Genomic DNA, 12,223 nt, shown 5'->3' with positions numbered 1-12,223 from the left:
TAGGATGAAAAAAACTTTAGTCGCAGGGATAACGCTTGGGATCAGCCTTTTGACAGCCAGTGCTTTCGCAAAGGATGAGGGTGCGGAAAAATTCCAGAAGGCCTTTTTGAGCGGCGAGCTTGAATGGCAGGCCATATTGGAACGGGCAAAAGAAGAAGGGGAAGTTAATTGGTTCCATTGGGGAGGCAGTGAACAACTGAATGGCTGGATTGCAGCAAAAGTCGCACCGGAACTTGAGAAGTTGGGAATTGAATTAAAGACAACCCGTATTGCAGGTACCCGCGAAGCTGTTGATTTGGTTTTGTCCGAAAAGCAGACAGGACGCGGCCTTGGAGAGGGGAGTGTTGATGCGATATGGCTAAACGGGGATAACTTTCTGACACTATCAAAACAGGATGCACTGTTTGGCTCATTTGCAGCCAAATTGCCAAATTCAAAATACTTTTTCTTTGATCCGGCGGATGCTGCTTCAGAGTTAAACCTTTCTGACTTTGGAACACCGACTGAAGCGCGGGAGATGCCATGGTCGGGAGAACAGTATGTCTGCTACGTGGAAACAAATCGTTTGAGCCGCCAGGATGCTCCATCCACGTTTGAGGAGTTATACGTATGGCTTCAGAAAAATCCGGGCCGTTTTACATATGTGAAACCACCTCATTACATTGGAAATACATTCGTTCAATCAGTTTTGTATGCTTTTAATCCAAGGGGGAATGGCTATCAGGAATTCCAGCGTTCCATCGATAGTTTTTCTGAAGATGAATTTACAAAAATTGTTCAGCCCGGTTTTGAGTATTTAAAACGGCTAGAGCCGCTGCTTCTTGGGGATGGGGAACCAATCTATCCGCAAAATCAGGCTGCAAATCAAACGCTCTTCAATAATGGCGAAGTGGATATGGGGTGTGAGTTTGGCTTATACCTCGTTGCCAATATGCGAAAAACGGGGGCATTTTCTGAAACAACAGAGACCATCATTTTTCCCAAAAGTGGCATGATCAAAAATAAGAACTTTATTGCTATCCCCGGAAATGCACCGCATCCAGCCGCTGCCTTGGTGTTGGCAAACGTTCTTTCCTCGTTGGAGTTACAGATTTCAAAATTGAAGGAAATTGGTTATCCACTCGGAGTGGATATGGGTAAATTGAATTTTGACGAAAAAACTTTAGTTGCTAATGCCGCGCCAGATCATTTTGGTGTCACTGCAGATGAACTTTCCAAAGTTGCTGTCCCGGACACAAATGCATCTCTGGTTAAGGTTATTCAATCTATCTGGATTGAATATATCGAACGGGACTCCGAAACACCTTTCCCTGAGATTGTCAGAATGTCGATGGAAAAAGCAAAGTGAAAGGGTCAGAAAACCAGATAGGCTCACTAATGAGGGGACAGGCATTCGTCAGCTTGTTCCCCATTCTTTTGGTCTTGACGGTTTTCTTCTTTGGGGCTTTTGCTATGGCCCTAGCGCAAAGTTTTGGATACGCCCCTCAATACGGAATTCAGCTATTTCCTACGCTGAACTATTATCAGACGCTGTTTTCGGACACTGCTTTTTGGGGAAGTTTGGGGCTTACCTTTTACTACGCTTTGGTTCCGACTTTGATCGGGGTAGGATTGAGTATTGGGTTCGCCCTTTATTTGGCTCGTACCTTTAGATCGAATAGTATAGCGCTGCTTTTCTATCAAATCCCTATGGTTCTGCCTTATCTAGTTGGGGTTAGTCTAGCTATTCTGCTGTTCTCAAACGGGGGTTTATTTGCACGGTTGCTCTATCAGATAGGGGCAATTGGGAGTCCATCTGATTTTCCTCGGCTCATTAATACCAGCAATGGGGTTGGGATAATGATTGTGTACCTTTGGAAGCAGGTTCCGTTCATGACTTTAATCCTCTATTCGAACCTGTTGGTGCTGGGAAATCGTGAAGAAGAGGGAGCATATCTGCTAGGGGCAGACAGGTGGCAAGTTTTTCAACATATCACGTTACCGAAACTCGTACCGTCTCTGGTATCTGCCTCACTTATTGTTTTTGCCTTTAATTTTGGCTCTTTTGAAGTCCCATATCTATTAGGAGCGGGATTTCCCAATACTTTGCCAGTAGAAGCCTGGCGATACTTTGATAGTCCCGATCTGAATGACCGACCCAAGGCAATGGCGATTGTTGTGCTTGTCAGTCTTATTTCAGCTTCATGCCTTTATGTCGCCCTCTATGCTTATAGACGGTATGAGGTAAGCCGGGGTCGTAAATGAAAAAGCAAAAGACTTTATACGCAATAATTCTTCTTATAATTCTTGGCCCTTTCTTGCCGGTTTTACTGTCTTCTTTGGCCTTTCGCTGGGGATGGCCAGATCTGATGCCCTCTATTTGGTGGTGGGAAAGGCGAGATCAGGTTTCGTTTCCAATCGCCTGGGACTATATTCTGGACCCGGTTTCCAGGGTTCTACCGGCAATCGGGAATACCATCCTGATTGCGATTATGGTGACCGCGCTCTCGTTGCTTGTTTCTTTGCCGGCTGCCAGATTGATTGCGCGACATACATTTCGCGGAAAAAAAGTGATTGAAGTGTATCTTCTAACTCCTTTGATCGTACCGGAGATTGCGCTTGGCATTGGGATGTTGGTTATTTTCCTGCAGCTGGGTTTGCATGGCTCTCTTGTTGCTGTTGCGATTGCTCATATGATCCCGGTCATTCCCTATATGACTCGAATTTTGATTACGATTTACGGAGAAATGGACAGAGGTGTGTTGGAGCAAGCCGGCCTGTTGTCGCAAAATAAATGGCAAGTTTATTGGTATGTCGAACTTCCGTTGATTGCGCCCGGTCTGTTCGCCAGTGCTTTGTTTTCTGTATTGATATCCAGCAACATTTTTCTGCTAACCTTTTACATGGGGAAAGGTCAAATCGATACTCTGGCGACCTTGTTGTTTTCCAAACTGGCAGGCGGTGGCAGTCTTGACGCTGTGGCAGCAGGTTTAACGCTACTTATAACCTTACCAGGACTTGTTTGCCTGTTTTTCATCCAGAGCCGCTATCGGAAAAAAGGCTTTGTTGGCCAATCTTCAGGGTATAAATAGACTTAGTTACCGACACATATAGTGGCAAATTTCATGATTACAGTTTTTGGCTCAATCAATATCGATCAGGTATATCAGGTCCAGGATTTTCCGAAACCAGGTGAGACGATCATTGGAAAAGGCTATTTGGAGGTGCCAGGGGGGAAGGGTGCCAATCAGGCTGTCGCGGCACGTCGGTCCGGAGCTGTGGTGCGTATGATTGGATGCGTTGAAAGCTCCGGCATGCCAAATAGTGCGCTCAAATACCTTATTTCGGATGACGTCAATCTAGACGCTCTACAGAAGGTTGAAAGTCCAACAGGCTCAGCCTCTATATGGGTTAGTGACCAAGGCGAAAACAGCATAATCGTGAACCCAGGGGCAAATGCTCTAATTAAGGCAGAGTTGGTTGCGGATGAGAGTATCGCTAATTCAGCATATCTCCTGATGCAAATGGAAGTGCCAGTTGAGGAGAATTTGAAGCTTATTGAACGTGCCAAGTCTTTAGCTGTTCAGACGGTTCTTAACCTCGCTCCGGTTGGTAAGGTGCCGGAGAGTATTCTCAAAAGTCTGGATTATTTGGTAGTTAATGAAGGGGAAGCAGAGGCATTGGCCCAAATGATTGGTATGGAGTTTTCTGATCATCGTCAGTTTTTGATGCAACTCTCTGCTCGTTTTAATCTGAACACGATCCTCACTTTGGGTGCTGACGGGGTAATAGCCTCGTACAATAACGAGGTTTTTGAACTTCCCGCCAAGCAAATTAAAGTTAGAGATACGACGGCGGCGGGAGACAGCTTCATTGGAGCTTTGTTCGCGGAATTGAGTTTTGGAACTTCTTTTCTGGAAGCGCTTGCCTATGCGGTAAATTTCGCCAGTGAAACCTGCTCCCGAAATGGGGCGCAAAGTAGTATTCCTTATAAATTTGATATTCTCTCCTCTGAAAACTTTTCTTGATTCAGTTCTAGTTTTTGGTTCATTGACCAGATATTCATTCTCGGATTAGTCAAATTCATAAAAAAAATTGATTTATAATCATATTTAATGCGGTTTTTTGCCCCTATTGATAACTATTTTATATAAAACCATAATTATCAGTATATATTTGAATATTAAGAAAATATTATAAAACCGACTTCGGGGTACAGACTAAGTCGGGGGACAATATGTTTGTTTTTGGTCATGTAGATAGAACTTATCCCAGATCGGGAATTCATGGACGTGTCGTTCATGAGTTGGGTCGGGAGATTGTAACGGGAGTTTATCAGCAAGGGCAGAGGTTGCCCTCAGAAGATGAATTTTTACGGCGCTTTAACGGCAGCCGTACGGCTATTCGCGAAGCATTTCGTGTGCTCACAGCTAAAGGCCTGTTAGAAGCTAAGCAACGATCAGGTACAATCGTAAGATCCAGGCAGTTCTGGAACCTTTGGGATCCAGATATATTAATGTGGCATCAGCCGAGAAGTCTCAGTCAGGGGCATGTGAAGCAACTGATGCAACTCAGATTAATTGTTGAACCTGAGGCAGCTCGAATGGTTGCGGCATCAGAGCAGGAAACAATCGGCTACAACCCTGTAGAAAAGTCCTTTATTCTGATGGAACGAGCTTGGGAGGAAGGCAACTTGTTGCGGGCCTGGGAGGCAGAGTTGGCATTTCATTGTTATTTGCTAGAAAGCTGTGGGAACGAGTTTATTTCCAGAGCTAAAGAGCCAATCAAATTATCCATTCGCCATTGCCAGGAAAAACGGCAGGAATATTCAGAGAGTATTAAAGGCAGCGGGCGCTGGTACTGTATGATTGTTGATAAAATCAAAGCCGGCGATGGAGAAGGGGCTTCAAATGGTGTTAGGTCGCTCATCCAAAGGGATATAGAGCTTCTTTTTGGTCGGAGTAAGAATGGAACTCAAAAGAAGGGGCCATCTTTGGGGTTGGTTTCATTTTGATCCTCATTCTTTATTGCAAAGCAGCGTGCTTTTGACCTTCTTACTATGCTCCTAAAAATATTCAAGCAGTATTGGGCTTAGTGCACCCTGTCATAAATGATACAAAATGTATTGATTTTCTAAAAATAATGTATCATAAAGGCATAATAGATAAGCAAAGTGTGTGGAGACTGGGTGAAAAGATGACTGAGCAATCACTGGCAGAACTTGAAGAAGCCTTTCAGAAAAAAGTCGATGCAGAAATCAGAATCGAGCCAAAGGACTGGATGCCTGAAGGGTACCGAAAAACACTGATCCGGCAGATGTCACAACATGCTCATTCGGAAGTTGTCGGTATGTTGCCCGAAGGGAATTGGCTCACCCGTGCGCCTTCGCTGAAAAGAAAAGCAGTTCTGATGGCCAAAATTCAGGACGAGGGTGGGCACGGTCTATATTTGTATAGTGCTACTGAAACCTTGGGGATATCCAGGGACGAAATGTATGAACAGCTGCACAGCGGCAAAGCGAAATATTCATCTATCTTTAATTACCCAACACTCAATTGGGCTGATATTGGGGCCATTGGCTGGCTCGTTGACGGTGCGGCAATCACAAACCAGATTGCACTTTGCCGGTGTTCTTATGGTCCATATGCCCGGGCCATGGTGAAAATCTGTAAAGAAGAAAGTTTTCATCAGCGTCAGGGTTATGAAATCATGATGGTCATGGCTCAGGGCACTAAAGAGCAGAAAGAAATGGCTCAGGATGCGCTGAATAGATGGTGGTGGCCAGCGCTCATGATGTTTGGGCCGCATGACAAAAACAGTGATCATAGCAGCCAGAGTATGACTTGGAAGATCAAGCGGTCTTCTAACGATGAGCTTCGTCAGCGGTTCATTGATGCAACTGTTCCTCAGGCAGAATATCTTGGTCTGACAATTCCCGATGACAAACTCGCGTGGAATGAGGAAAAGCAAAGCTATGATTGGGGTGAGATCGACTGGGATGAGTTTAGAAACGTTGTTGCAGGTAATGGTCTGTGCAACCGGGAACGGCTTCAAACACGTCGTGACGCACATGATGGCGGTAGATGGGTAAGGGATGCCGCTTTAGCCTATGCAGAAAAGAAACGTAAACGTCAGCAGGCCGCTCAGCAGGCCGCTTAAGTTGAGGAAAAAATTATGAGCGATACGACTGCTAAGAATGAACTGCCGCTGTACGAAGTGTTTGTGCGGAGTAAAAATGGATTGCATCACAAACATGTCGGGAGCTTGCATGCATCGGACGATGAAATGGCCTTGACCAACGCCCGTGATGTTTATACCCGCCGGAGTGAGGGGGTTAGTATTTGGGTGGTTAAAACGTCTGACATAGTTGCCTCTAGTCCAGACGACAAAGGCTCATTCTATGAGCCGAACGATAATAAAATGTATCGTCACCCCACATTCTATGAAATCCCCGAAGAAGTCGGCCATATGTAAGGTAAGGGTTCATATCAATGACACAAGATCAGGATTACCTGTTCCAGTACCTTTTACGGCTGGGCGATAACTGCGTCATTCTTTCTCAAAGACTGGCGGAATGGTGTGGACGCTCTCCAGTCCTAGAGGAAGAGCTCGCTTTGATGAATGTTGGCCTGGACCTGCTGGGGCAGGCGCGTCTTATTTTAGATTATGCTGGAAAGGTTGAAGGCAAAGGTCGTGATGAAGACAAGCTTGCTTTCTTTCGTGATGCGCAGGAATGGCGGAACTTGTTGCTTGTCGAGCAGCCGAACGGCGATTTTGCGAAAACCATGGCGCGTCAGTTGATGTTTGATTGTTTCCAATCTCTACAGTTCGAAGCTCTACTTGAATCTTCTGATAAGACTTTGGCAGAAATTGCAGCAAAATCTGTGAAAGAGATTGCCTACCACAAACGTCATAGCGCTGATTGGGTGATCCGTCTTGGTGATGGAACAGAGGAAAGTCATCAGAGGATGCAAGATGCACTTGAGAGCCTTTGGGGATATGTCCCTGAGATGTTTGATATGGATGAAGTTGAAGAGGCAATGGTTGCAGCAGGGGTAGGAGTTGATCTGTCTTCCTTGAAACCCAAGTGGGATGCCATGATGAATGATATTTTGGCAGAGGCGACCCTCAAGCGTCCTGAAGATACATGGGCGGTGAGAGGCAGCCGTGTTGGTAAACACTCTGAACATTTAGGATATCTGTTGGCAGAGATGCAGTTTCTGCCACGAGCCTATCCGGATGCCAACTGGTAGGAGCTGTAGAATGGCAGGAGTGCCAGAGCCGACATATACAGCGGACGCCGTAGGGCAGGTTTTGGAGCTGGTTAAGGATCCTGAAATTCCGGTACTGTCAATTGCGGATATGGGGATCATTAACTCCATTGATACGACAGAGGGTGCTGTTACAGTCCGCATCACGCCTACCTATTCTGGATGTCCTGCAATGGACCAAATATCCTCGGATATTAAGACAACCCTGAAACTTCACGGTTATGACCAGATAGAAGTTGAAACGGTTTTATCGCCAGCCTGGACGACAGATTTTATCTCTGAAAAAGGGCGGCAACAGCTTTTTGAATATGGAATTGCTCCTCCGCTTAAAGGCGCTGGAAAAGCCTCTTTGTTGGGAGAGGATGAAATCAAGTGTCCGCAGTGTGGATCAACAGATACCGAACAGGTTAGTCAGTTTGGATCCACGGCTTGCAAAGCCCTTTACAGATGTAAAAGTTGTGCAGAGCCGTTCGATTATTTCAAGTGTGTATAGGATAAAAAATAACCATGACTGTATTTAACAGCCTGACAGTTTCTGATGTAATTAGGGAGACATCAGACGCCATTTCCGTTGAGTTTCAGGTTCCTGAAAGCCTTAAGCCAGACTATGCCTATACACAAGGGCAGCATCTTACCCTAAAAGCAGATATTGACGGGGAAGAGGTGCGCCGTTCCTATTCCATCTGCAGTTCTGTCGGTGAAAAGAAGCTGAAAGTTGCTATTAAGCAGATTGATGGTGGGAAGTTTTCTTCATTCGCAAATACAATGCTTAAAGCCGGTGATACGATTGACGTTATGGTGCCGCAGGGGCGTTTTTTCACGGACCTTGATAGTGCTAACGAGAAAAGCTACCTACTCATTGCGGCTGGTAGCGGAATTACGCCCATAATTTCTATTTTGAAATCTGCCTTAGAGGCAGAGCCGGAAAGCACTGTAACGCTGATATACGGTAATCGATCAGTCTCGAGCATTCTATTTCTGGAGGAACTTGAGGATCTTAAAAATCGATACAAAGAACGGCTAAGTCTAATCTATATCCTCAGTCGGGAGCCGCAAGACAGCGAGATCTTTAATGGTCGTATTACCGCTGAGAAGTGCGACGAATTGTTCAAGGGACCCTTGAGTAATTCCAAGTTTGATGAAGCGTTTCTATGTGGGCCTGAAGAGATGATTATGTCTTGCCGGGATTTTTTGAAATCCTCGGGTCTTGATGCCTCGAATATTCATTTTGAGCTGTTTATCACCGACGCAGCTATTGCAGCGGAAAAATCAAGTCAGGCAAAAACGTCAGTTGCTAAAGGCCCTGAGCATTCTGTTCAAGTTATTATGGACGGACGGACAACTGAAATTAAAATTCCTGAAGAAGGGGTGTCCATTCTGGATGCTGCCCTTGCAGCAAACATGGATGTTCCCTTTGCCTGTAAAGGCGGGGTTTGCTGTACTTGCCGAGCAAAAGTCCTGCAAGGTGAAGTTCGTATGGATATCAACTATGCTCTGGAAGATGACGAAGTTGAAGACGGTTATGTCCTAACCTGCCAATCTCATCCTCTTTCTGACGACGTTATTGTGGATTTTGATCAGCAATAAACGAAATTAAGAAAGTTAAGATCAGTTAGTTACAAGTCTCATTTGCACCCTTAAGATATCGTCTTAAATCAGCGAAGGGGGATATCGTGGCAATTGAGCTAGCGAATGCTGCAATTTTCTATGAGGTCGATGGCTTTAAGACGACAGGGCAGCGCCTGTTAGGTCGACAGGCAGCGGGAGAAAGCTTCTTAAAAGGGTTTGCCCGTGCTATGACTGCTCAGACGCTCTATTGTTATGCTGATCATCCCCAGAAGTATGAAACTTTTAAACAACAGGTTTCGGAATATGCGGGTCAATCTATTGCGACCGAATGGATAAACCCGCTTAACCTTCAAAAAATGTCAGAGCCTGGTTGCCTTTTTTATTCGGGCCCCGGTATTGAAGATTTTGCTTGGCAGCGCAGGTTTATATCCCCGGCTCACTTCAGTTTATGTGGCTTGACACATACGACCTGCTCGAAAGAAGCCATGGCGGCTTTTGGCGGTCTGCTTACAGGTCCATTGGAGGCATGGGATGCGCTTATTTGTACCTCGCATTCTGCCAAAAAAACCGTTGAGCGAACTCTTGAAAACTACGGGGAGTATTTAAAGCAGCGTTTTGGTGGTGATTTTAAATCTCGCATTCAATTACCGGTGATCCCGCTCGGTATCAATTGCGATGATTTTAAAGAAACGGATGACGGAGCAGCCTTTGCCAAAGCATTTCGTGATCAATATGGAATTTCAGAGACTGATATTGTTTTTCTTTATGTCGGTCGACTGGCATCTCATGCGAAAGCGCATCCACTTCCGATGTATCAAGCCCTTCAAAAAGCTGCAGAGAGAACAGACAAAAAAGTTCATCTTGTTCAGGCTGGGTGGTTTGCGAGTAAAGCGATTGAGCAACAATTTACGAAGGGAGCGGCAAAATTTTGCCCTTCTGTATCATGTCATTTTGTTGATGGTCGTGACCCCGAGGTTCGTCGCCACATCTGGTCTGTTGCGGACGTCTTTACAAGCCTTTCTGACAATATTCAGGAGACGTTTGGAATTACCCCAGTAGAGGCAATGGCTGCAGGACTTCCAGTCGTTGTAACGGATTGGGACGGTTACCGTGAAACGGTAAGGGACGGTATCGATGGGTATCTTGTTAGAACAACCATGCCGTCTGCGCAAACTGGTTTACCGCTTTCCTATCGATATCATACTGGGGTTGACCATTATGATCGTTATGTTGGTCAAGTTAGTTTATTTACTCACGTTGATAGTCAACATTGCGCAGAGTTGTACTTAAAGTTAATTGAGAACGCTACCCTGCGTCGCCAAATGGGGACAACTGGTCAAAAGCGGGCTCGAGAGAGTTTTGACTGGCAAAGTCTCATTCCAAAGTATCAGGATTTATGGGCAGAACTGAAGACACGCAGATTGGCCGCTTCAATAGATGCCGATAAGAGTATGCCTTACATGCCTCTTATGGATGATCCCTTTGTTTCTTTTGAACACTATCCGACAGAGCACATTACGACTTTGACGCATCTGTCACTCGTAAGTGATGCGCAAGAGCGACTTTCCATCATGTTGAATGACCCCTTAGGAAGTGGGGTTCGTCACCTTCTGCCTGCTCTTGAGAAGCTCCAGGAAATGTTGAGATGTATTGGGCAAGAAGGGCCGATAGCAATTGGTGAGCTTGCAAGACTCTTCAAAGTTAAGCCAAACAGCATGATTTTATATGCTGCATGGCTTGCAAAAATGGACCTCGTTACGATCGCTAACGCAAAGGGTTAGATTTTCAGTTGCCCACTTGTCTAGTAGTTCTTGAAGCTAACAGTTCCGCCAACGTCTGTATTAAATAAGTCGCGGTCTTTGAAACGGAGTTGAGCCAACCGATTAACATTGGTTAATCCATCAAGTAGGCCCGGAATAACAATATCCGAAGGTTTGTTTTGCTGGCTGAGTTGTTTCAATGCAGTTTGCATGGTTTCCGTTGCGCGAACATCATCGTCGACCAATACACTGATTAGTCCAAGTTCTGCAGCCCGAGTTGCGCGGATATATTGCTCAAGTCTTGGCACAGTTCTTGGAATAATGAGTGCCCGCTTATCCATGGAGAGGACTTCACAGAACGTATTGTACCCGCCCATGGCGACAACAGCCGACGCTCGATCCATCAAACTTTCCATCTTGTTGTTAAATGTCACCGATTTTGCGTGATTAAGCTTGGCGATGCGCTCGCGGAAACTGGATCTCAGGTCTGGTGGCATGAAAGGACCCAGAACAAACAAGGCATTCATCGGCATGTTCGGATCGGCTTCGTAGGCACGAAGAACCCAGTCTGTGAGGACTTCACCATCTCCGCCGCCACCGACTGTGATTAAAATGTAAGGTTCGTCAATTTCATCCAAAATGGCTGGATCCGTAGCCGGTTGCACATTCCGCGGAAGATAACCGGTGTAGGTCACCTTGCGTTGGATATCTGCAGGCAGTTCTATCCCTTTTAGAGGATTGTAGAGTTGCTCAACACCGAATACCCAAATGTCATCATAGTATTTTGAAAGGGCTGGAAGAACATTTTTGCGTTCCCATTCCGGGCCTAGCAAAGAGGGGTCATCAAGAACATCGCGAAGCCCCAGAACTAATTGTGTTCCTCTTTCCTTTAGAACCTCTAGGGTTTCTTCAACTTCTCCCTTCAGTCCATAAGGTTCTTTGTCCACAATAAATATATCCGGATCAAAGGTCTCAGCCGTGTGGCGAATGATAGAAGCTCTCATTGCCAAAGTTTGTTCTGTATCGATATGGAGGCTAAGGGAAGTATACTCTCCATTTCTCAGTTTGATGATACCGGGAATGCGGACAAAGTCGACACGTGCCTTGAAGTCAAAGCTCCCAATAATCGGTGAGCCGGACAGAATGAGAACTGAAAGGTTTTGATTTTGTTCAACCAATGCATGGGCAAGGGTTCGGCATCTTCTCAGGTGTCCGAGGCCAAATGAATCATGACTGTAGATAAGGATGCGGCGCGCCTTGGACTTTAGGGACATAAAGACCCCCCCGGGATAAACTCTAAGATCAGACCTAAGTCTGCATTCTAACGATCATAAAGGCTTGTGTATACAGGTTGTCATTTTTTTTCGAAAGGGTGAAAAAAAATGAGATTCGCGGATAAGTCTCTTGATAATAATATATTATTAACGATAAAACACCCATAAGTAATATTAATAATAAAAATAAGAATTATGGTAAATAAAATTATATTTATTAAATTATGCTAATTAATACAGTGATATAAAAAAATTCCACCATCATTCGTATTATTATTGAGAAACCATTTTGCTAAAATTTTTCTAAATGATATGACTTTCTCAAAATTCCTTGCTTAGTCTTTATTAAGTGATCTGGAACGAGCGAATT

General features: G+C 45.1%; 12 protein-coding genes. 11 read left to right on the top strand and 1 reads right to left on the bottom strand.

Features of this window, described 5'->3' with window-relative positions; all coding sequences use genetic code 11:
* The first annotated feature begins 4 nt into the window (after positions 1-4).
* The 11 genes from HH301_RS14090 to HH301_RS14040 all read left to right on the top strand — a co-directional run bounded on the left by HH301_RS14090 (position 5) and on the right by HH301_RS14040 (position 10,600).
* The gene (locus HH301_RS14090; RefSeq protein WP_169569669.1) at positions 5-1,348 is read left to right on the top strand and encodes an ABC transporter substrate-binding protein; all 1,344 of its coding nucleotides are present in this window, start codon (positions 5-7) and stop codon (positions 1,346-1,348) included.
* 29 nt (positions 1,349-1,377) lie between these two features.
* Positions 1,378-2,244, top strand: a complete 867-nt coding sequence (locus HH301_RS14085; RefSeq protein WP_338091386.1) for an ABC transporter permease — start codon at positions 1,378-1,380, stop codon at positions 2,242-2,244.
* On the top strand, positions 2,241-3,071 hold the full coding sequence (locus tag HH301_RS14080; RefSeq protein ID WP_169569667.1) for an ABC transporter permease: 831 nt from the start codon (positions 2,241-2,243) through the stop codon (positions 3,069-3,071). Before HH301_RS14085 ends, HH301_RS14080 begins: the two co-directional genes overlap by 4 nt.
* 33 nt (positions 3,072-3,104) lie before the next feature.
* On the top strand, positions 3,105-4,007 hold the full coding sequence (locus HH301_RS14075; protein WP_169569666.1) for a ribokinase: 903 nt from the start codon (positions 3,105-3,107) through the stop codon (positions 4,005-4,007).
* Between the two features lie 209 nt (positions 4,008-4,216).
* Entirely contained in the window at positions 4,217-4,993 is a 777-nt protein-coding gene (locus HH301_RS14070) for a FadR/GntR family transcriptional regulator (RefSeq protein ID WP_169569665.1), read from the top strand.
* Between the two features lie 182 nt (positions 4,994-5,175).
* Positions 5,176-6,138 carry a 1,2-phenylacetyl-CoA epoxidase subunit PaaA gene (gene paaA, locus HH301_RS14065; RefSeq protein WP_169569664.1) on the top strand — a complete coding sequence of 321 codons (963 nt, stop codon included), beginning with the start codon at positions 5,176-5,178 and terminating at the stop codon, positions 6,136-6,138.
* Between the two features lie 15 nt (positions 6,139-6,153).
* The gene (gene paaB, locus HH301_RS14060; RefSeq protein WP_169569663.1) at positions 6,154-6,453 is read left to right on the top strand and encodes a 1,2-phenylacetyl-CoA epoxidase subunit PaaB; all 300 of its coding nucleotides are present in this window, start codon (positions 6,154-6,156) and stop codon (positions 6,451-6,453) included.
* Positions 6,454-6,470: 17 nt separating this feature from the next.
* Positions 6,471-7,232, top strand: a complete 762-nt coding sequence (paaC, locus tag HH301_RS14055) for a 1,2-phenylacetyl-CoA epoxidase subunit PaaC (protein ID WP_169569662.1) — start codon at positions 6,471-6,473, stop codon at positions 7,230-7,232.
* A gap of 10 nt (positions 7,233-7,242) precedes the next feature.
* Positions 7,243-7,743 carry a 1,2-phenylacetyl-CoA epoxidase subunit PaaD gene (gene paaD, locus HH301_RS14050; protein ID WP_169569661.1) on the top strand — a complete coding sequence of 167 codons (501 nt, stop codon included), beginning with the start codon at positions 7,243-7,245 and terminating at the stop codon, positions 7,741-7,743.
* Between the two features lie 14 nt (positions 7,744-7,757).
* Complete coding sequence (gene paaE / locus HH301_RS14045; protein WP_169569660.1) at positions 7,758-8,837, top strand: 1,2-phenylacetyl-CoA epoxidase subunit PaaE; 1,080 nt, start codon at positions 7,758-7,760, stop codon at positions 8,835-8,837.
* Positions 8,838-8,923: 86 nt separating this feature from the next.
* Positions 8,924-10,600, top strand: a complete 1,677-nt coding sequence (locus HH301_RS14040) for a glycosyltransferase (protein WP_169569659.1) — start codon at positions 8,924-8,926, stop codon at positions 10,598-10,600.
* Positions 10,601-10,620: 20 nt separating this feature from the next.
* Here the strand turns inward: HH301_RS14040 and HH301_RS14035 are convergent, their stop codons facing one another.
* The gene (locus tag HH301_RS14035; RefSeq protein WP_169569658.1) at positions 10,621-11,853 is read right to left on the bottom strand and encodes a glycosyltransferase family protein; all 1,233 of its coding nucleotides are present in this window, start codon (positions 11,851-11,853) and stop codon (positions 10,621-10,623) included.
* Between the last annotated feature and the right edge of the window lie 370 nt (positions 11,854-12,223).

It is taken from the genome of Sneathiella limimaris (assembly GCF_012932565.1).
Lineage (GTDB): Bacteria > Pseudomonadota > Alphaproteobacteria > Sneathiellales > Sneathiellaceae > Sneathiella > Sneathiella limimaris.
Note: the sequence above shows the minus strand (reverse complement) of the source record. Positions and strands in the feature narration are given on the sequence as shown.